At 67.7% G+C, this 20,498-nt stretch carries 13 protein-coding genes; 6 read left to right on the plus strand and 7 right to left on the minus strand.

The genetic code is table 11. The features are described 5' to 3' along the window. The first annotated feature begins 320 nt into the window (after positions 1-320). Together IEY68_RS26820 and acpS are read left to right on the plus strand one after the other, a co-directional pair. Positions 321-9,659, plus strand: a complete 9,339-nt coding sequence (locus tag IEY68_RS26820; RefSeq protein WP_189094509.1) for a type I polyketide synthase — start codon at positions 321-323, stop codon at positions 9,657-9,659. A gap of 11 nt (positions 9,660-9,670) precedes the next feature. Beyond that, positions 9,671-10,108, plus strand: coding sequence for a holo-ACP synthase AcpS (gene acpS, locus IEY68_RS26825; protein ID WP_058855191.1), 438 nt, complete (start codon positions 9,671-9,673; stop codon positions 10,106-10,108). Between the two features lie 151 nt (positions 10,109-10,259). Here the strand turns inward: acpS and IEY68_RS26830 are convergent, their stop codons facing one another. Together IEY68_RS26830 and IEY68_RS26835 are read right to left on the minus strand one after the other, a co-directional pair. Next, positions 10,260-10,799 carry an NUDIX domain-containing protein gene (locus tag IEY68_RS26830; RefSeq protein WP_058855192.1) on the minus strand — a complete coding sequence of 180 codons (540 nt, stop codon included), beginning with the start codon at positions 10,797-10,799 and terminating at the stop codon, positions 10,260-10,262. A 63-nt stretch (positions 10,800-10,862) separates the two neighbouring features. Continuing rightward, on the minus strand, positions 10,863-12,161 hold the full coding sequence (locus tag IEY68_RS26835; RefSeq protein WP_058855193.1) for a helix-turn-helix domain-containing protein: 1,299 nt from the start codon (positions 12,159-12,161) through the stop codon (positions 10,863-10,865). 312 nt (positions 12,162-12,473) lie between these two features. Here IEY68_RS26835 and IEY68_RS26840 point away from each other — a divergent pair, with 312 nt between their 5' ends. Then, entirely contained in the window at positions 12,474-12,794 is a 321-nt protein-coding gene (locus IEY68_RS26840; protein WP_058855194.1) for a hypothetical protein, read from the plus strand. Positions 12,795-13,065: 271 nt separating this feature from the next. Here IEY68_RS26840 and IEY68_RS26845 read toward each other — a convergent pair whose 3' ends face one another. From IEY68_RS26845 to IEY68_RS26855, 3 genes are all read right to left on the minus strand, one after another. Further along, positions 13,066-13,686 carry a TetR/AcrR family transcriptional regulator gene (locus IEY68_RS26845; protein ID WP_058855195.1) on the minus strand — a complete coding sequence of 207 codons (621 nt, stop codon included), beginning with the start codon at positions 13,684-13,686 and terminating at the stop codon, positions 13,066-13,068. Positions 13,687-13,906: 220 nt separating this feature from the next. Next, the gene (locus IEY68_RS26850) at positions 13,907-14,638 is read right to left on the minus strand and encodes an ABC transporter permease (RefSeq protein ID WP_058855230.1); all 732 of its coding nucleotides are present in this window, start codon (positions 14,636-14,638) and stop codon (positions 13,907-13,909) included. Between the two features lie 70 nt (positions 14,639-14,708). Further along, positions 14,709-15,671: an ATP-binding cassette domain-containing protein gene (locus tag IEY68_RS26855; RefSeq protein ID WP_058855196.1), complete on the minus strand. Its 963-nt coding sequence runs from the start codon at positions 15,669-15,671 to the stop codon at positions 14,709-14,711. A 201-nt stretch (positions 15,672-15,872) separates the two neighbouring features. Between IEY68_RS26855 and IEY68_RS26860 the strand changes: the two genes are divergently transcribed. Further along, positions 15,873-16,679 (plus strand): TetR/AcrR family transcriptional regulator, encoded by an 807-nt coding sequence (locus tag IEY68_RS26860; protein ID WP_229719031.1) that lies wholly within the window; start codon positions 15,873-15,875, stop codon positions 16,677-16,679. Positions 16,680-16,709: 30 nt separating this feature from the next. Here the strand turns inward: IEY68_RS26860 and bcp are convergent, their stop codons facing one another. Continuing rightward, positions 16,710-17,183: a thioredoxin-dependent thiol peroxidase gene (gene bcp / locus IEY68_RS26865; protein ID WP_058855197.1), complete on the minus strand. Its 474-nt coding sequence runs from the start codon at positions 17,181-17,183 to the stop codon at positions 16,710-16,712. 258 nt (positions 17,184-17,441) lie between these two features. Between bcp and IEY68_RS26870 the strand changes: the two genes are divergently transcribed. Beyond that, on the plus strand, positions 17,442-17,663 hold the full coding sequence (locus IEY68_RS26870; RefSeq protein ID WP_058855232.1) for a DUF3618 domain-containing protein: 222 nt from the start codon (positions 17,442-17,444) through the stop codon (positions 17,661-17,663). Between the two features lie 78 nt (positions 17,664-17,741). Here IEY68_RS26870 and IEY68_RS26875 read toward each other — a convergent pair whose 3' ends face one another. Further along, positions 17,742-18,050, minus strand: a complete 309-nt coding sequence (locus IEY68_RS26875; RefSeq protein ID WP_058855198.1) for an excalibur calcium-binding domain-containing protein — start codon at positions 18,048-18,050, stop codon at positions 17,742-17,744. 320 nt (positions 18,051-18,370) lie between these two features. Between IEY68_RS26875 and IEY68_RS26880 the strand changes: the two genes are divergently transcribed. Beyond that, the gene (locus IEY68_RS26880; protein WP_308434994.1) at positions 18,371-20,491 is read left to right on the plus strand and encodes an acyltransferase family protein; all 2,121 of its coding nucleotides are present in this window, start codon (positions 18,371-18,373) and stop codon (positions 20,489-20,491) included. Positions 20,492-20,498: the final 7 nt, after the last annotated feature.

A 20,498-nucleotide genomic window follows, 5' to 3' on the forward strand; every position in this document is an offset into this window, starting at 1 on the left:
TACTCGCCGGTAACCCCACCTGCGGTTATAACGATTCGATAACCACCAATATGAGGAGTGCTCACGTTTCGCGGAGGTAAGGATCGCCCCTCACCAGCGGGTTCAAACATGAGGGAGGTTCACGTTTCTTCGGATTCTGGTACATGAGTGCATGAATACCCGCCGGTAGGCGGCGCACGGGCAGGGAAACGTGAGGATTCCCTCATGATTTTGTGCCATTCTCGCTGGGAGCAGGCCGACGGGTGTGGACCGCCCGCGGGCGGACTGGGAGCCGGGGAAGTCTCCGAAGACATGTCGCCACGAGAGAAAGTCGAAGCGTCTTGACGATCAACGAGAGCACTGCGTCCGGAGCCGGACACCAGGTGGATGTGGCCGCAGGCAGGAACGTGACCGAGACGAATCGCACGCCGTTGCTGGATCGGCTGCGGGAAGGAACCCCGTACGCGCTCGCGTTCGGCGGACAAGGCGCCAGCTGGCTGGGCGAACTGGCCGAGATCGGCCGTGACGCCGCCCTGGAGCCCGAACTCACCACCCTCGTGAACCAGGCGGCCACACTGCTGGAACCCGTCGCGGATCAGCTGCTGACGGTGCGTCCGGTGGGATTCGACCCCGTCGCCTGGATGCTGGAGGACGATCTCGCCGACGACGAGACCGAAACCTCGGACGCGCCGCCGGAGCGGGTGCTGCGTTCGGCGGCAGTATCGATGCCGGGTGTGCTGCTGACCCAGCTGGCGGCCTTGCGCGCGCTGCGATTGCAGGGACTGGACCCGGCCGAGATCGCACCGGTCGCGGTGGTCGGCCATTCGCAGGGGCTGCTGGCGGCTGCCGCGGTGCGGGCGGCCGGAGAGCAGGACGCGGAGATTCTCGCGATCGCCCAGCTGGTCGGCGCCGCTGCCGGACTGGTCGCGCGGCGACGCGGGCTGATGCCGATCGGGGATCGGTCGTCGATGGTCGCGGTGTCCAACGTCGATCCCGAGGAACTGCGCGCCGTGCTCGCCGAGGTCTCGGCGGGCGTGGACCCGATGGTGGCCGCGGTGCTGTCGATCCGCAACGGCCGGCGCCGGATGGTCCTGTCCGGAACTCCCGACCAGCTGCGCCGCGTGCAGCAGCGCTGTGCGCAGCTGCACGCCGAGCAGGACCGGGAGCGTTCGGCCAAACAGCGCGGCGGGGCGGTGTTCGCGCCGGTCTTCGAGGATCTCGAGGTCGACGTCGCGTTCCACCACCCGGCGCTCACCGATACCGTCGAACTGGTCTCCGGCTGGGCCGGGCAGTGCGGGCTCGATACCGAACTCGCCGGGCAGCTGGCACGCGACATCCTGGTCGAGCCCGTCGACTGGGTCGCGACCGTCGATGACGTGGTGACCACCGGTGCCGAATGGATTCTGGACCTCGGCCCCGGCGACCTGCTCTCCCGAGTCAGCGGTAATTCGCTGAAGGGCACCGGTGTCGGCATCGTTGCGGCGGCCACCCGGGCCGGTCAGCGCCATCTGCTGACCCCTGGCGCCACCCCGGAGGTCGCGCGGCCGTGGACCGCGTTCGCGCCGCGCCCGGTGCGGCTGCCCAACGGCCGGATCGTGGTGGAGACCGCGTTCACCAAGCTCACCGGGCGCTCGCCCGTTCTGCTGGCGGGGATGACCCCGACCACGGTGGACGCGAAGATCGTCGCGGCCGCGGCCAATGCCGGCCACTGGGCGGAATTGGCCGGTGGTGGCCAGGTGACCGAGCAGATCTTCGCCGACCGCGTGGCGGATCTGCAGGAACTGCTGCACCCGGGACGGCAGGTGCAGTTCAATTCGCTGTTCCTGGACCCGTACCTGTGGAAACTGCAGCTGGGGGGTAAGCGGCTGGTTCAGCGAGCACGCGCGGCGGGCGCTCCGTTCGACGGTGTGATCGTCACCGCCGGTATCCCGGAGCTCGAGGAAGCCGTCGCGCTGATCGAGGAACTGACCGAGGCGGGGATCAGCCACGTCGCGTTCAAACCGGGCACGGTCGCGCAGATCCGCGCGGTGCTCCGGATCGCCGACGAGGTGCCCGACTACCCGGTGATCGTGCACATCGAGGGTGGTAGGGCCGGCGGGCACCACTCCTGGGAGGACCTGGACGATCTCCTGCTCGAAACCTATGCCGAACTGCGCACCCACGGAAATGTCGTGGTCTGCGTCGGTGGCGGGATCGGGACCCCGGAGCGGGCCACCGAATACCTGACCGGCGCCTGGTCGGCGCCGCACGGTTACCCGGCCATGCCGCTCGACGGTGTGCTGGTGGGTACCGCGGCCATGGCCACGCTGGAGGCCACGACCGCACCCGAGGTGAAACAGCTGCTGGTCGACACCCCCGGCACCCCGGACTGGGTGGGCGCGGGTACCGCGAACGGCGGAATGGCCTCGGGCCGCAGCCAGCTGGGCGCCGATATCCACGAGATCGACAATGCCGCCTCGCGGACCGGTCGCCTGCTCGACGAAGTGGCCGGGGACGCCGACGCGGTGGCCCAGCGCCGCACCGAGATCATCGCCGCGCTGAACGCGACCGCCAAGCCCTACTTCGGCGATGCCGCGACCATGACCTACCTCGCCTGGCTCGAACGCTATGTGGACCTCGCGGTCGGACACGAACGCCGCCAGGATTTCGACTGCGGTACCGATCTCGGCGACGCGATCGCCGCGGCCACCCAGACGGTGTGGCTGGACATCAGCTGGCGGGACCGGTTCGCCGAGATGCTGCGCCGCGCCGAGGCCCGGCTCGCGCCGGCCGATCGCGGTGAGATCGAATCGCTGTTCCGCGACGAGGATCTGGAAGATCCGGCCGCCGCACTCGCCGCTCTGAGCGAGCGCTACCCCTCGGCGGCGCAGACGGTGCTGCACCCCGCGGATGTGCCGTTCTTCGTCACCCTGTGCAAAACCCCGGGTAAGCCGGTCAACTTCGTGCCGGTGGTGGATCAGGACGTGCGCCGCTGGTGGCGTTCGGATTCGCTGTGGCAGGCCCACGATCCGCGGTACTCCGCCGACCAGGTCTGCGTCATCCCGGGCACCGTCGCGGTCGCCGGGATCACCCGGGTGGACGAGCCGGTGGGCGAACTGCTGGACCGCTTCGAGCAGGACACCGCCTACAAATTGGTCCGCGACGGTGTGACGCCCACGGCCGTCGACGCCCGCCGGGTCGCCGCGGTGACCAGCGGCCCGATCGATGTGGTGCTGGCCGCGCCCGATGTGAACTGGTCGGGCCGGGCCACCGTGAACCCGGTGCACCGTCTCGGTGACCTGCACGAGTGGACGGTGGACGAGAAGGGTGCGGTGCACCCGCCGACCGGAGCCACCCTCGTCGAGACCGACGGGCCCGAGCCCGAGAACAACTACGTGGAACTCACCGTGCCGCTGTATGCGGGACAGGCGGTGCGTATCCGCATCACGGTGCCGGTGACGGTGTACAACGGCGGCGCGCCGGTAGTGACCGAAGCCGATGCCGATGTGGCGATGTCCGCACTGCTGGGCGTGGCCGCCGGACAGGCGCTGCCCGAGGTGAAGGGCGCTGTCGCGCACCTCAATCTGGCCTGGACGCCGGATCTGGTCGCCGATCACGGCGGCGTCACCGGTGCCGGGCTGCCCGCGAATCTGAGCACCCTGGGCCGTACCGTGCCGGATGTGCTGGTGGGCGCCTGCTGGCCCGCGGTGTTCGCGGTACTCGGCGCGGCGCGCACGGAGTCCGACACCAGCGTGATCGAGGGCATGCTGGATCTGGTGCATCTCGACCACCGGATCGAGCTGCTGCGCGAACTCCCCGACGAGACCAGCATTCTCGTGGTGCGCGCCGTTTCCGGTTCCGTGGTCGATACCGATCTCGGCCGGGTGGTCGAGGTGGAGGTCACGGTCGGTGAGATGCGCGACAAGGGCTTGGACGTGGTGCCGCTGGCCCGGCTGGCCGAACGGTTCGCCATCCGCGGCCGCACCGGCGCGGGTGAGTTGACCGATCCGCCGCGGGCCGCGGGGACCGTGAGCGAGGACGCCACCGAGACACCGCGCCGCCGGCGCCGGGACGTCACCATGGTCGCCCCCCGGAGCATGGCCGCGTTCGCCTCGGTCTCCGGTGACCACAACCCCATCCACACCAGCGATGCCGCGGCGAAGCTCGCCGGCCTGGGCAGTCCGATCGTGCACGGGATGTGGCTGTCGGCCGCCGCGCAGCACGCGGTGTCGGCGGTGGACCCGCAGGCGTCGGTGCCGGCGCGCACCCTGACCGCGTGGACCACCCGGTTCCTCGGGATGGTGCGGCCGGGTGCCGATATCGATGTGCGGGTGGAACGGGTCGCTGTCGACGCGGGCGACGAGATCATCGAGGTCTCCTGCCGCGCCGGTGGTGATCTGGTGATGACCGCGACCGGTCGTACCGCCGCGCCGAAGACTGTCTACGCCTTCCCGGGCCAGGGCATTCAGCGCAAGGGTATGGGCCTGGACGCGCGATCGCGGTCCAAGGCGGCCAAGGCCATCTGGGATCGGGCCGATAAGCACACCCGGGAAGCCCTGGGCTTCTCCATCCTGGCCGTGGTGCGCGACAACCCGACCTATCTGAAGGCGCGCGGGGTCGAACACCGGCACCCGGACGGCGTCCTGCACCTGACCCAGTTCACCCAGGTCGCTATGGCGACCCTCGGTGTCGCGCAGGTCGCGGAGCTCCGCGAAGCCGGTGCGTTCGTGGAGGGTTCACTGCTGGCCGGGCATTCGGTCGGTGAATACAACGCGCTGGCCGCCGTGGCCGGGGTACTTCCGCTCGAGGCCGTCCTCGAGGTGGTCTTCCAGCGTGGTTCGGCCATGCACGAGCTGGTCCCGCGTGATGCGCAGGGCCGCAGCGACTACCGGATGGCCGCGATCCGTCCCTCGCAGATCGGGCTGCCCGACGACGAGGTGATCGGTTTCGTCTCCGGCGTCGGCGCGCAGACCGGTGAATTCCTGGAAGTGGTGAACCTGAACCTGCGGGGTTCGCAGTACGCCATCGCGGGCACCGTCGCCGGTCTGGAAGCGCTGGAGGACGAGATCGAGCGCCGCCGGGCGGAATTCGGCGGTAAGCGGGCCTTCATTCTGGTACCGGGTATCGATGTCCCGTTCCATTCGACCGTGCTGCGCAAGGGCGTTCCGGAGTTCCGGGGCAAACTCGAGCAGTTGCTGCCCGAGGAACTGCAGCCGGAGGTCCTGGTCGGGCGCTATATCCCGAACCTCGTGCCGAGACTGTTCTCGCTGGAGCGCGAATTCGTCGCCGAGATCGCCGATCTGGTTCCCTCCGAACCGCTGGCCGCCGTACTCGCCGATTTCGACTCCTGGGCGCAGCGCCCGAGCGAACTGTGCCGTGTGGTGTTGATCGAACTGCTGGCCTGGCAGTTCGCCAGCCCGGTGCGCTGGATCGAAACCCAGGATCTGCTGTTCGGCGATCTGGATGTGGAACGTTTCGTGGAGGTCGGTCTGGGTGCCACCCCGACCGTGGCGAACCTGGCGAGCCAGACCCTGAAGTTGCCCGATTTCGCCACCGCCACGGTGGAAGTGCTCAATATCGAGCGCGAGGCGGCGGTGGTGTACTCCACCGATACCGATCCGGCTCCGGTGGACGAACCCGAGGAGGAGGTCGCCGCGGCGCCCGCGGCCGCTCCGGCCGCCGCATCCGCGGCTCCGGCTCCCGTCGCGACCGGCGGGCCGCGGCCCGATGACCTCACCTTCACCGCGGCCGACGCGACCCGGGTGCTGATCGCGCTGTGGACCAAACTCCGGATCGACCAGATCGGTCCGGTGGACACGATCGAGGGTCTCTGCGACGGGGTGTCCTCGCGGCGTAACCAGCTGCTGGTCGACCTCGGCTCGGAACTGTCGCTGGGTGCGATCGACGGAGCGGCGGACGCCGATATGGGCGCCCTCTCGGCGACCGTGGAACGTCTCGCCCGGACCTACAAGCCGTTCGGTTCGGTGCTCAGCGATGCGATCAACGACCATCTCCGCAAGGTGTTCGGACCGTCCGGGAAGCGGCCGGCCGCGATCGCCGAACGCGTGAAGAAGGTCTGGGAACTGGGTGAGGGCTGGGCCAGCCACATCACCGCCGAGGTCTCGCTCGGTACCCGCGAGGGCACCAGCGTGCGCGGCGGCGACCTGGGCGGTCTCGTCTCCGGTGCGCTCACCGACGGTGCGTCCGTGGATGCCGCGATCGACGCCGCCGTACAGGCGGTGGCGGCACGGCGCGGGGTGGCGGTATCGCTGCCCTCGGCCGGTGGGTCCGGCGGCGGCACCGTGGACGCCGCGGCGCTCGGCGAGTTCACCGAGCAGATCACCGGTAAGGACGGTGTGCTGGCTTCGGCTGCTCGCCTGGTGCTGGAACAGCTCGGATTGAGCGAGCAGAGCTCCGCCCCGGAGGCCACCGAGGACGGTCTCGTCGATCTGGTGTCCGCGGAGCTGGGCTCGGACTGGCCGCGGCTGGTCGCACCGGCGTTCGACGCGCGCAAGGCGGTGCTCATCGACGACCGGTGGGCCACCGCGCGTGAGGATCTGGCCCGGCTGTGGCTGGGCGAGGACGCCGTGAGCGCACAGCTGCCGGTCACCGGTTTCGCCGGTGCCGGTGCAGCGGTCGCCGCGCAGGCCGACTGGTGGCGGCAGCGGGCGGTGCACGAAGCGCGTTCGGTGCTCGCCGGTCACTACGAGCGGATCGCCGAGGCCGCGCGCGACAGCGCCGAAGCCGGGGAATGGTCCGCGGAGATCGCGGTGATCACCGGCGCGAGCAAGGGTTCCATCGCCGCCGCGCTCGCCGGGCGGCTGCTCGGCGGCGGCGCGACCGTGGTGGTCACCACCTCACGCCTGGACGACACCCGGCTCGGCTTCTACCGCGACCTCTACCGCGCGAACGCCCGGCACGGTGCCGCGCTGTGGGTGGTGCCGGCGAATATGGCCTCCTACACCGATATCGACGCCCTGATCGACTGGGTCGGTACCGAGCAGGTGGACAATGCCGGTGGTGCCAAGATCAAGACCAAGGACGCGCTGACCCCCACCCTGCTGCTGCCGTTCGCGGCGCCGCGGGTCTCCGGTTACCTCTCCGACGCGGGTGCCCGCGCGGAGATGGAGATGCGGGTGCTGCTGTGGTCGGTCGAGCGGCTGATCGGTGGCCTGTCCACCCTGGGCGCAGACCACGATGTCGACGCGAAACTGCATGTGGTGCTGCCGGGTTCGCCCAACCGCGGTCTGTTCGGCGGTGACGGCGCCTACGGTGAGGCCAAGGCCGCGCTGGACGCGGTGGTCGCCAAATGGCGGGCCGAGAAGTCGTGGTCGAGCCGGGTCACCCTGGTGCACGCGCTGATCGGCTGGGTCCGGGGCACCGGGCTCATGGGCCACAACGATCCCATGGTCGACGCCGTCGAACAGGCCGGTGTGCAGACCTGGTCCACCGACGAGATCGCCGATGAACTGCTGAAATGGGCGACCGAGCAGGCCCGCGAGGCCACTGCTACCACTCCGGCGCAGATCGACCTCACCGGCGGACTGGCCGATGCCGACCTGGATCTGGCCGCCCTGGCGAAGCAGACCCAGGAGGCCGCGGAAGCCGCGGAAGCCGAGGTGGCCGATGAGTCGGGCGCGCCGCGGATCTCCGCGCTGCCCGCCCCACCGGCCCTGACCTCGGCACTGCCTGTACCCGAATGGGGCGCGGTGACCGCCGATCTCACCGATATGGTCGTGATCGTCGGCGCCGGTGAGCTCGGACCGTACGGGTCCGCGCGGACCCGGTTCGAGATGGAGGTCTCCGACGAACTGTCGGCCGGCGGCGTGCTGGAACTGGCCTGGACCACCGGCATGGTGACCTGGGAGAACGATCCCAAGCCGGGCTGGTACGACACCGAATCCGGTGACCTGGTACCGGAACACGAACTGGCCGAGCGATACCACGACGCTGTGGTCGAGCGGTGCGGTATCCGCCGCTACGCCGACGACGGTGCCATGGTCGACAACACCAGCCCGCTGATGACCTCGGTGTTCCTGGACCAGGATCTGTCGTTCACGGTCGGCGGCGAAGCCGAGGCGCGTGCCTTCTACGCGGCGGGCCCGGAGCACACGGTCATCACCCCGGTCGCCGATTCCGGCGACTGGACCGTGACCCGTAAAGCCGGCACCGAGATCCGGGTGCCGCGCCGGGCGGCGCTGTCGCGGACGGTCGGTGGTCAGATCCCGACCGGCTGGGATCCCACCGTCTGGGGTATCTCCGCGGATATGGCGTCCTCGATCGACCGGGTCGCGCTGTGGAACATCGCCTGCACCGTGGACGCGTTCGTCGGATCCGGTTTCAGCCCTTCGGAGCTGATGAGCTGGGTGCATCCGAGCCTGGTGGCCAACACCCAGGGCACCGGTATGGGCGGGATGTCGTCGATGCGGTCGCTCTACGTCGACAATCTGCTCGGCGAACCGCGGCCCAACGACATCCTGCAGGAAGCGCTGCCGAATGTGGCGCTGGCCCATGTCGTGCAGTCCTACGTCGGCAGCTACGGCGCCATGGTGCATCCGGTCGCGGCCTGCGCCACCGCCGCGGTGTCGGTGGAAGAAGGCGTCGACAAGATCAAGCTCGGTAAGGCCGAGGTGGTCGTGGCCGGTGGCTTCGACGATCTGGGTATCGAGGGCATCGTCGGCTTCGGCGATATGTCGGCCACCGCGGATTCGGCGGCCATGAGCGCCAAGGGCATCGGCGACCGCTACTTCTCCCGGGCCAACGACCGCCGTCGCGGCGGATTCGTGGAATCGCAGGGCGGTGGCACCGTGCTGCTGGCTCGTGGTGACGTGGCGCTGGAACTGGGTCTGCCGGTGCTCGGTGTGGTCGCCTACGCGCAGTCCTTCGCCGACGGCGTGCACACCTCCATCCCGGCCCCCGGCCTGGGTGCCCTCGGTGCGGGCCGGGGCGGCCGGGAATCCCGGTTCGCCGCGGAACTGCGCAAGCTCGGTGTCGGCGCGGACGATATCGCGGTGATCTCCAAGCACGACACCTCCACCGCGGCCAACGATCCGAACGAGTCCGAACTGCACGAGCGACTGGCCGCGGCCATCGGCCGGTCGGCGGGCGCACCGCTGTTCGTGGTCTCGCAGAAGAGCCTCACCGGGCATGCCAAGGGTGGTGCCGCCGCGTTCCAGCTGATCGGCCTGTGCCAGGTGCTGGAAAACGGTGTGGTGCCGCCGAACCGGAGCCTGGACTGCGTGGACGAGAAGATGGCGGAGTACCCGCATCTGGTCTGGGTGCGCGAGGCGCTGCGCTTCGGCGACCGGTTCCCGCTCAAGGCCGGTCTGGTCACCTCTCTCGGCTTCGGCCATGTCTCCGGCCTGCTCGCGATCGTGCATCCCGAGGCGTTCGTCCAGGCGATCGAACCGGATCGGCGTGCGGAGTACCAGCGCCGGGCGCAGGAGCGGTTGCTCGCGGGCCGGCAGCGGATAGTCGAGGCGATGTGCGGTGGCGCGGCGCTCTACGAGCGTCCGGCCGACCGGCGCTTCGGCGGCGACGGCACTCCGGCGGCGCGGGTACGCGGTCTCGAGGCCGATATGCTGCTGTCCGAAGATGCCCGGCTCGGTGCCGGCGGGGTCTACCAGGTCGGTGGAGCCGGTTGTGAGACCGGACAGTTCGCCGGTGGCGGTTCCGATGCCGACGACGCCGGCACACCGTAGGCTGCGCGACTGTGACCATCCTCGGAATCGGCTTGGACCTGGTGACCATCTCCGAGTTCGCCGAACAGCTGGACCGTGCCGGAACGACCATGCTCAGGGAGAGTTTCACCGCCGGTGAGCGGCGGTACTGCCAGAGCAAGGCCACCGATCCGGCTCGTAGTTACGCGGCGCGGTGGGCGGCGAAGGAGGCGGTGCTCAAAGCCTGGGCATCGTCGCGCTTCGCCCGCCGACCGCAGATCGGGGACAACCCGTACCCGCTGATCGAGGTCGTCAACGACGCCTGGGGCCGGCCGAGCATCAAACTGCACGGCCTGGCCGCGGAGTTCCTGCCGCGGGTGCGGGTGCATCTGTCGCTCACCCACGACGGCGATACAGCGGCCGCGATGGTGGTACTGGAAGACCCGGGCGAACTGGCCGACCTGATCGAGGGACGGTCACCGGAGAGCTGAGTGAGAAAAGGAAGCGCCCGGAGCGCGATTTGAACTGCTCCCCAGAAGTTGGACCGAGACATTCAGTTCCGACTTTCGGGGAGCAGTTCTGTGAGGAAGACGAGTCCGCTGTCCGAGGATCAGCGGGTCGCTGCGATCGTCAGATCATCGCCTACTCGGTCGGTGCGGATCGGCCGTCGTGTAGATACACGGCTCGACTGGTTTGCCGAGCGAGGAGCGCAGCCTTGACCCGTGGCCACAGCGCGGTACTGAGCCGCTGCTGGGCCTGGTCGGGCGAGCAGAACTCGAATGCGGTGAGTTCTTCGTCGCCGATTCGGAGCCCCGAGACCTGGGCGTCCGTCAGTTGGGGTCCGCCGAAGATGAACTTCAGCCAGTCGTCCCACTTGCTGTGTGGCGAGACCCAGTCCACACACAGCAGGTCCAGTTGATCTGTGGAGAGCTCGAGCCCGAGCTCTTCCCGTACTTCGCGTTGCGCTCCGATATCCGGCGGCTCGTTGGCCCCGACGTTGCCGCCGGGCAGGTCCCATCCAGGCTTGTAAATCGGATCGACGAGCAGGATCCGTCCGTGCTGGTCGAACAGGAGAACGTCGGCGCTGACAAGTTTGCGTGGGAGGGTGGCGTTGCCCTCGGCGATGTGTGCTGCATAGGCGTCGGGGTCACGTTCGTACAGGGGTTGTTCCACAGCATTCATGACATCACCTTCTTGGTCGATGGTGCTCAACGATCGTTTGGGATGTCGCGGCTGAGTTCGTCTTCACACTCCCACAAGTCGATCCGCGCGTTCGGTGACGACCATGGCGGGGATCCAGGTTCGGGCGTGGACGGTTTCCCGCAGATATTCGAGGAAGGCGCTGACGGTCGGGTTGGTGCGGTAAGGCTGGAGGTGGCCTCGTAGATCGTTGAGATGGCGGACGACGATATGGGAAGCCAGGTCGGTGGTGTCGGCAATGACCTCGGTCGCGATAGTGCATGCCTGTTCCGGCTGGCCCTGTTCGGCCAGGATCATCGCCAGCGTCAGTCGGGCCAAGGCTCGCGAGCGGGCCCGCTCGGGTGGGCGGAGGTCGATAGCGCGCTGTGCGTATACAGCGGCGCGGGTCAGCTCTCCGAGTTGCCTGGTACATCGGGCGGCTTCGGTGGCGAGGCTGCCATGATCGAATCCACTGACCCACGGGGACAATGGATATGCCGTGGAGGTATTGAGAGCGTCCGCGGCGCGTTCGAGCATGACATGGGTTTGGCGGGCTTCACCGAGGGCCGCGAGCCCGCGGGCGTGCATGGCGAGCAGTCGGGCCTCGAGTTCGGGGCTTACCGGGGCTTTGGAAAGCGCCGACTCGGCGTCGTAGGCGTGACGGATCGCGCGTTCGGGTTGCCCGCTATGTAGATCGAGGTGGCTGAGGCTGGTGAGAATATGTACCGGCAACTGCCGGTCGGGGCCGATTTTGGCGAATTCACGGGCGCGTGTGAATTGGCGATAGGCACGTTCGTCGTGACCTGCGTCGTGGGCCATCCATCCGGCCATTTCGACCAGTCCGGCGGCGACGACGAACAGCGCCGGATTCGTATGGTCCTCGCCGAAGAACAGGCGAGGGCCGAGGTCGGTCGTGAGGTAGCGGGTAAGTTCGCGGTAGAGGTGGCCGCCACCCATCGTGAGATCGGCCGATCGTAACGACTCCACGACCGCCATGTCACGTTGCTCTGCCGGGAGATGCGTGTCCAGACGCAGCAATCTATAAGGGCCGGCGGTCGGAGCCGGTACCGCCGCGCGCGGTGGTGCGGGCGCCGGGTAGCTGTGGCCGGGCATCTGAAACCACAACAGGTGATAGGGAATGCCCAGCAGTCTGGCCCAGTACACGAGGCTGTCCATCTGTCGGATCGGCGGACCATTTTCGATCCGGCTGATACGAACTTGGCTGATCCCGGCCCAGCGGGCCACGTCGGCTTGACGTACGACTGTGCCGTGGGCGGGATGATGGCGATAGGCGCCAATGGCCCTGCCCATATGCCGTTCGGCCAGTGCCTGTTTGAGGGATGGATGGTCCCAGAATCCGGGCATCAGCGTGGGAGGTCCGGACAGTCGGTCGCGAACCGCAGCTGTACAGGTACCGCACAGACCCGTGAAGTTGTCGGTGGCCAGTCGGCGACGGCACGAGCGGCAGCACTGTGGTCTGCTGCCCGACATCGTGCTCAATGTTCCCCCCTGAATCGCGACGATCAGTATGTATGCGGCCGGTCTGCTCAGTGTAGGTAAACAAGGTGATCTGAGCTGGGGATATAACCCGAGCTGAGTGCCCTATAACCATTTGGGCATACGGCGGTTCCTTCGACGCGGCGAAAGTGAGAACTATTCGAGCGCAAAGGAGTAAATATGTACCTCGGCCGTGCGAGGCGGGCGGTTGCCCTGCTGCACAGCAACCACGACCCGGCAGCGTATGAATTGCTGACGCGAAAGCACCGGCTGAAGATCGTCTACACAGTGCACACGGATGCCGCCGCCCTATTGGCCGCACTGATCGCCGTCCAGCACGCGTTCGATCATCTCGCCGACGCGGTAATAATCCCCCACCTCGGCACACTCGAGCCCGATACGCCGTGGCGGGTGGTCACAGCAGCGGCCGACCTGATCACCGGAACACAGGAGTATCCGGTGTGGTCCGCACTGGCCACGCCTCCGAGGCGCGAGCAGTGACCACACTGGGATTCGCCGTCGCAATCGGCCTGCCGCTGATCGTGCTGGTACTGGCGATCGCGCTGCCATAAAACCGGGATTGAGCTTTTACTTCACCGGTCCAACAATCGGATACCAGTTCAAATTGCTCCGGGTCTTCCCTTTTCGTTCGGGGCCGATAGGGCGTGCTGCCGAGACCCGGCCGGCCCAGTTGTCTCAGAGCTGCCCTGCTCGGATACAGGTGCCCCACGGCGTTACCGCGAACGCCGTGGGGTTGACGTGTGGTGAAGGTTCAGCGTTGGCTGGCGGTGCGGGATTCCTTCTCCGCCACCAGGAGATAGGCGACCATGAGTCGTTTGAGTTCCGCGACCGCGTCGGCGTGGCTCTGTTCATCCTGCACCGAGAAGTTCATCATCGAATACACCACGTGCACCAATACCTCGGCCATCATGGTGCGCCGGGCGCGAGGAGTGCGCGGGGTCAGCGGGCGCAGCATCTGCGAGACGACCTCGGCGAACTCCTTCTCGTGGATGGCGCCGGTGGCCCGGGTGGACGGGGTGGACTGCATGGCCAGCCACACCTCGCGGCGGGAGGGGTCGGTCATCCACAGGCTGGCCAGATGGTCGACGAACTGGTTCATATGCCGTAACCAGTCCAGTGACGGGATCTCGCCGTGGAAATCGGCCAGTTCCTGCGATACCGCCACCAGATCCTGCCGGTTCAGTTCGCAGACGATCACATACTTGTTGGCGAAGAATTGGTACAGGGTGCCGATGGGCACTTCCGCCCGGGCCGCGACCTCTTCACAGGTGAACGATTCGAAACCGACTTCCACCAGCAGCTCGCGTGAGGATTGCAGCAGTGCGTCGAATTTGCGCTTACTGCGTTCCTGGGTCGGCCGCCGGCGCGGCATCAGCTCTTGCGGGTCGTCCTGAAGTTCCAGCGCAGGGTCCGGACGCCGTTTGGCCCTGGCCTCCGTCCGTACGTTCACCTGTCCCAGGCTAGCGGTTGGGGGAAACCCGTGGTGCAGAGTGTGGAACTGTGAACGTGAGTCTGTCATGTCTCACCACGGAAATAACGCCGATCCGGGCCACGGAACACATCGGGTGGGCGCCGGATCGGCCGGATCGCCGTTACTGCCCGGTGCGTCGCCGGAACAGGATCAGCGCGGCGAAATAGGACACCACGGCGATGGTGCCCCACCAGATGAGCGCGAGGACCGCGCTGTCACCGATGGGATTGCCGACCAGGAGACCACGCAGTGTCTCGATCACCGGTGTCACCGGCTGGTGCTCGGCGAACCCGCGCAGCCAGCTCGGCATGGTCTCCGGGGGGACGAACGCGCTGCTGATATAGGGAATGAACATCGCGAAGATGGTGAATCCATTGGCGGCTTCCGGGCTGCTGGCGATCAGTCCGAAGCATGCCGACGTCCAGGATAGCGCCAGCACCACCAGCGCCAGCACCCCGGCCGCGGCGAGCCAGCGCAGCGGGTCGGCGGTGGGCCGGAAACCGATGGCCAGCGCGACGCCGACCACAACCGTGGTGGCCGCCATATTGCGCAGCAGGCTTTCGGTGATGTGACCGGTGAGGAACGCGGATCGGTTGATGGCCATGGTGCGGAAGCGGTCCACAATGCCCTCGGTGATATCGACCGAGACACCGACCGCGGTGGTCGACGCGCCGAAACTGGCGCACAGCAGGATGATTCCGGGCACCACATAGTCGACGAAGGTGCTGTTGCCGACGTTCATGGCGCCACCGAACACGTAGACGAACATCAGCAGGATCATGATCGGCAGGGCGAGCGTGCTGATCAACGAGTCCGGACTGCGCAGGGTGTGGCGGATATTGCGGGCGGTCATGGTGGCCGCGTCCTGGGCGGTGTGGGCGAGTGTGGTCACGCGCGTGGCTTTCTGTGCGGTATCGGGCGGATCAGGAGGCGGCGGGCAGCGGTTCGGCGGGCCGGCTGGTGAGTGCGAAGAACACATCGTCGAGATCCGGCGTGTGTACGCCGAGTTGTTCGACCGTGAGGTCGAGTTCGGTGAACTCGTCGAGCAGCTGTTTGAGATGGGCGACCGAGCCGTCGGAGGGGATCTGCAGGGTGAGTTCGTCCGGGTCGGTCCCGGGGTGGTCGACGGGGTGGCCGACGGCTCGGGCCGCTGCGGCCAGATCCGCGCGATCGGCGAATCTGAAGAGGATATGGCCACCGGGGGTGAGCCGTTTGAGTTCGGCCGGGGTGCCGTCCGCGACTATCCGGCCGTCGTGCAGTACCGCGATCCGGTCGGCCAATTGATCGGCCTCCTCGAGGTATTGGGTGGTGAGGAAGACGGTGACGCCGTCGATCACCAGTTCCCGGATCACCGCCCACAGTTCGCGGCGGCTGCGCGGGTCGAGACCGGTCGTGGGTTCGTCCAGGAAGACCACCTCCGGGCGTCCCATGAGGCTCATGGCCAGGTCGAGGCGCCGGCCCATCCCGCCGGAATAGGTGTTCGCGGGCCGGTTCGCGACGCCTGCGAGATCGAAGCGTTCGAGTAGTTCGGTGGTGCGGCGCCGGGTTTCCGATCTGCCCAGGTGCAGCAGCCGGCCGACCATGTGCATGTTCTCGGTGCCGGTGAGCACCTTGTCGAGGGCGGCGTACTGGCCGGTGACCCCGATGGCGGCGCGTACCCGGTCGGGTTCGCGGACCACATCGTGCCCGGCCACCCGGATTGTGCCGGTATCGGGGGCGGTCAGGGTCGCGAGGATGCGCACCATCGTGGTCTTCCCGGCGCCGTTGGGGCCGAGCAGGGAGAACACGGATCCGCGGGCTATATCGAGATCGACTCCGGCGAGCACACGGTGCTCGCCGAAGGCTTTGCCGAGCCCGGTGAGGGAAATGGCGGGAGGGGCGGTCATAGGGACTCCGTTCCAAAACTGTATGCCTCATAAACTGTATACGGCATAGATTCAGTTTAAAGAGTACACAGTTGAGGGAAGGGCGCAAGACCCGCGCGGGAGCAGGTGAGATAGGAATGGAGGGCAGCGGAGCCGGACGGCGGCGCGGGACCCGCGCCCGGACTACCGGGCGCAGTGATCAGAACGGAGAGGTCGATAACGATGTCGAGCGCAGCCGGCCCCGAGTCGGACCAGCAGCCGCGATCGGCCGGGGAAGAGGTCTCGGAACCGACCGCGGCGCGGCCGGGTGGCAACGAACCGCCGCTACCGAAATCGGTCGAGCTGATGTGGGGTCTCGCGTCCGCGGGTACCCGCGGACCCCGCCGCGGCCTGAGCCTGGAGCAGATCGTCGATGCCGCGATAGAGCTGGCCGACGAGAGCGGGTTCGCCGCGTTGTCGATGAACAAGGTCGCCGAGCGGCTGGGGTTCACCGCGATGTCGCTCTACCGATATGTGGACAGCAAGGCGACCCTGATGGAAGTAGCGTTCGATCGGGTGATCGGTACGCCGCCCGCTATCGCGCCGGGCACACCGTGGCGCAGCGCGCTGGAGCAGTGGGCGCACGAGGAGTACCGGTTGATCAGCCGGCACCCGGGCTGGCTCGGTGCGCCGATGAGCACGCCGCCGCTGGGTCCCAACAATATGGCCTGGCTCGAGGCGGGCCTGGCCGCGCTGGGGCAGACCCGCGTACCCGAGCCCATGAAACTGCAGCTGGTGATGAACCTGTCGCTGTACGTGGTCGGTCGCGCCCGCCTGGCCGCGGAAATCCAGCCGGACAACGAGGAATCCGAAGGCGACTGGGCGATCATCGACCGCGTGCTCGACCCCGAACGCTTTCCCGCGCTCACCGCGGCGGTCCGCGCCCAGGCGTTCGAACAGGACCAGGAATCCTGGGGGGACCTGTTCTTCGACAACGGGCTGACACTGCTGCTCGACGGCTACGAGCGGCTCATCGCGTCCTACGAGTGACCACCCGGGCCGCACCCGGGTGGTCTCGGCTCATACGGAGAGATCCCGGCGCAGCTTCGCGACATGCCCCGTGGCGCGCACGTTGTACTGTGCCACTTCGATTTTCCCCTCGGCATCGACGAGGAAGGTCGAACGGATGACGCCGGTCACCTTCTTGCCGTACATGGTCTTCTCGCCGAAGGCACCCCATTCGGTGAGCACCGTGCGGTCCGGGTCGGACAACAGCGGGAAGTTCAGTTTCTCCGCGTCGCGGAACTTCGCGAGTTTGGCCGTTTTGTCGGGTGAGATGCCGATCACGTCGAGTCCGGCGGAGTTCAGCTCACCGAGGTTGTCCCGGAAGTCGCAGGCCTGTTTCGTGCAGCCGGGCGTACTGGCCGCCGGGTAGAAGTAGACCACTACTTTGCGGCCGCGGTAGTCGGCCAGGGATACCTCGTTGCCGTCGGCGTCGGTCAAGGTGAAATCGGGTGCCGGGTCGCCGGGGGAGAGTCGCTGGTTGTCGGTCACCCTGGCTACCGTAATCGACCGGCCGGGCTCCCGGACGTGTACTGGTCCCGGTGATCCGGCGGGCGCCGGCCCCACGATCTGTCGCCGGCGACGCGGACACACCGGGGCGGATCGCGGGCGGGGACGATCGAGTAGCGAGCGCGGTGCGCGCGGATACACTCGAGCGCGGACCCTGGCCCGATCCACGGACGGGCGCGGCCCAGGGGTGATCATCGGCCGCCGGTGGACGCGGCAGACCAGGTACAGGAGGCGTTGAAGGTGGCAAAGGATACCGAGCGGATCGAGCAGGAGATCGAGGCCGCGCGGGAGCGGTTGGCCGGCACTCTGGACGAGATCGCCGTCCGGGCCGATCCGCAGCGGATCGCCGAGGGGACCAAGCAGTTGGCGCTGGCCAAGGTCAACGAGCCGAAGGTGAAGTACACCCTGATCGGTGTGGGTGTACTGGCGGTGGGCGCGCTGCTGTTCAAGATCCTGCGCTGATCCGGGTACCGGCCCGGAATACAGAACACCCGGTGACAGAGATTCTGTCACCGGGTGTTCGTGCGCAGTAACCGTGGATCAGACGGTGGGGCAAGCGAACCCGTCGCCGTCGGGATCCAGGTGGGGACCGAAACCGGGCTCACCGCGGAAGATCGGCGCCCGGCCCGCGGCGCGTGCTTCGTCACAGTTCTTGAAGGCGCCGCCGGCCGAACCGGTCTGCGTCAGCTGGGCCGATCCGGTCGCGCCCAGCACGGCGTCGGCCGCGGAGGAACCGGTACCTGCCAGAGAGGGCAGCGGGATTCCGATCGGACCGGCGCTCGCGGCGGGAGCGGCCAGAAGAGTCAGCCCCGCGGCGGCGGCGCTGACATAGAGCTGGCGTACGTTCATGAATTCCTCTATGTCTGCTGGGGAGTGGATCTGCGTCCGACAAGAGAACGCGCGGCTTCCACTGTTGTGAGGGCCGGGTTGATTGTCAACTCGTATGGCCTGGATAAGACAGGAGGAAATGGGCATCCGGGTGGGTACTCCCCGGATGCTGTGACGCACCGCGACGCAGTGGCGAAGTTCCCGTGCAGTACGGGGAGGTTTCGCCGGAGACAACACATTGTGATAGGGATGCATGCTATGTCCGAGGCTCGTACTCCGCTGCTGTTACTCGACCCACCCCGGGCCGGCCGGAGAAAGCGATAGGTCGGGGAAAGCAGTTGTTGCGAATCAAGGACAGCGATGTCACCGGTGACCCGTCCGCGCCACCCCCGGCGGCCGCGGCCCCGCGCTCGGCCGATTACCGGCTGGATCTGGACGGTCTCCGCGGTATAGCGATCGCGCTCGTCGTCGCTTTCCACGTCTGGTACGGGAAGGTTTCCGGCGGTGTCGACATCTTCCTGGTGCTGTCGGGCTTCTTCTACACCGGCATGCTGCTGCGTCAGGTGGAACGGACCGGCGCGGTGGGACTGCGGCAGACGGCGGTGCGGACCGCGCGCCGCCTGCTCCCCGCGCTGATGGTGGTGCTGGCCGTGGTGGCGGTGGTCACCGTGCTGAGCCGGCCGTATTCGACCTGGGGCAATATGTCGGGTCAGACGATCGCCACCGCCTTCTACTACCAGAACTGGTACCTGGCCGGTGCCGCGGAAAGCTATCTGGCCGCGGACCCCTCGGTCAGCCCGCTGCAGCACATGTGGTCGATGGCGGTACAGGGCCAGTTCTATCTCGCGATCGCGGTGCTACTGGCTGTGATCGCCTGGGTGTGCGCGCGCCTGGGCGGGACCGCGGCGGTCCGTCCGGCGATCGCGGCGCTCGCGCTGGTGCTGGGCACCGGTTCCTTCGTCTACGCCGCCGTATGGACAACTGTGTCGCAGGAATGGACCTACTACGACAGCGGCGCCCGCGCCTGGGAGCTGCTGACCGGCGCGCTGCTGGCCGCGGTGCTTCCGTGGGCCCGGATCACCGCGAGCCGTGCCGCGCGCGTCGTACTGACAGTGCTCGCGTCCGCCGGACTCGCGGCGGTCCTGCTCTGCGGGGTGCTCTTCGACGGCGCCCGCCAGTTCCCGGGCCCGGCCGCGCTGTTCCCGGTGGGCGCGGCGGTCGCGCTGATCGTCGCGGGTATCCGGACCGAGAGCGGCTGGCGGTCGGGCGTATCGCGGCTGCTCGCCTCCCGTCCGATGGTCGAACTGGGTTCGATCGCCTACTCGCTGTATCTGTGGCACTGGCCGCTGCTCATCTACTACCTGGTGCAGACCGGTAAACCGCATGCCGGGCTCAGCGGTGGGCTGATGGTCATCGCGGTATCGCTGGTGCTGGCGGTGCTGACCAACAAGTACATCGAGGAGCCGCTGCGCCTGCGGTCCGGGCGCACGATCGTGACACCGGTCTGGCAGCGTCGTATCCCGGCTGTCGCGGTGAGCGTGGTCGGGATGCTCGTACTCGGCTCCTGTATCTCGTGGCAGGTGGTGATGGCGCGCACACCGTCCGAACCGGTGGAGGCGTTGCCGGTGAACGAATATCCGGGTGCGGAGGCACTGTTCGCCGGGGCCGCGGTCCCGGTGGCGAAACTGCGGCCGTCCATCCTGGAGGCGTCGAACGATCTACCGGCGCCGACCCGCGACGGCTGTATCTCCGACTGGTTCAACAAGGAGATCGTCACCTGCACCTACGGTGATCCGAACGGGTCGCGCAGCATCGCCATGGTCGGCAACTCCCACGCCGAGCACTGGATGCCCGCCATGGACGCTCTGGCCCGGGTGCACGACATCAAGGTCGTCGTCTACCTGAAGATGGGCTGTTCACTGAACATCCGCGACGACGCGCAGTACCGGGGCCTGGACATCTCGGATTGTCGCGACTGGTCGCGGCAGGTGATCGATCTGCTCGCCTCCGATCCGCCGGATTGGGTGTTCACCACCGCCACCGCGCCCGTGTGGCCGAGCGGCGGCGACGTAGTCCCGGCCGAGTACCTGGATGTGTGGGCGGCAATGTCCGAACGGAATCTGAATGTGCTGGCCATCCGCGACACTCCCTGGCTACGCAGCCCCACCGGTGTCCGCTACAGCGCGGTGGACTGTCTGGCCGCCGGTGGCGACAGCGATACCTGCGGAATGCAGCGGGCGACCGCGATGGCACCGGTGAATCCCGCGCTCTTGCATGCGGCGGCGTTCCCGAATATGCGCCTGCTGGATCTCACCGATTCGGTGTGCGGACCCCAGATCTGCCGGGTGGTGGAGGGGAATGTGCTCGTCTACCACGACGAGCACCATCTCAGCGCCAGTTACGCCCGGACCCTGGCTCCCGAGCTGGAGCGGCAGATCGGGTCGGCCACCGGCTGGTGGTGAGCGGTAC

It is taken from the genome of Nocardia jinanensis (assembly GCF_014645735.1).
GTDB lineage: Bacteria > Actinomycetota > Actinomycetes > Mycobacteriales > Mycobacteriaceae > Nocardia > Nocardia jinanensis.

Coding starts and splice junctions, on each gene's coding strand:
- IEY68_RS26830 (WP_058855192.1), bottom strand. CDS start 10,799: ATGAATGCTGTGGAACAACCCCTGTACGAACGTGACCCCGACGCCTAT.
- IEY68_RS26875 (WP_058855198.1), bottom strand. CDS start 18,050: ATGAACGTACGCCAGCTCTATGTCAGCGCCGCCGCCGCGGGGCTGACT.
- IEY68_RS26850 (WP_058855230.1), bottom strand. CDS start 14,638: ATGACCGCCCGCAATATCCGCCACACCCTGCGCAGTCCGGACTCGTTG.
- IEY68_RS26840 (WP_058855194.1), top strand. CDS start 12,474: ATGTACCTCGGCCGTGCGAGGCGGGCGGTTGCCCTGCTGCACAGCAAC.
- IEY68_RS26835 (WP_058855193.1), bottom strand. CDS start 12,161: ATGCCCGGATTCTGGGACCATCCATCCCTCAAACAGGCACTGGCCGAA.
- IEY68_RS26855 (WP_058855196.1), bottom strand. CDS start 15,671: ATGACCGCCCCTCCCGCCATTTCCCTCACCGGGCTCGGCAAAGCCTTC.
- IEY68_RS26860 (WP_229719031.1), top strand. CDS start 15,873: ATGTCGAGCGCAGCCGGCCCCGAGTCGGACCAGCAGCCGCGATCGGCC.
- IEY68_RS26845 (WP_058855195.1), bottom strand. CDS start 13,686: ATGCCGCGCCGGCGGCCGACCCAGGAACGCAGTAAGCGCAAATTCGAC.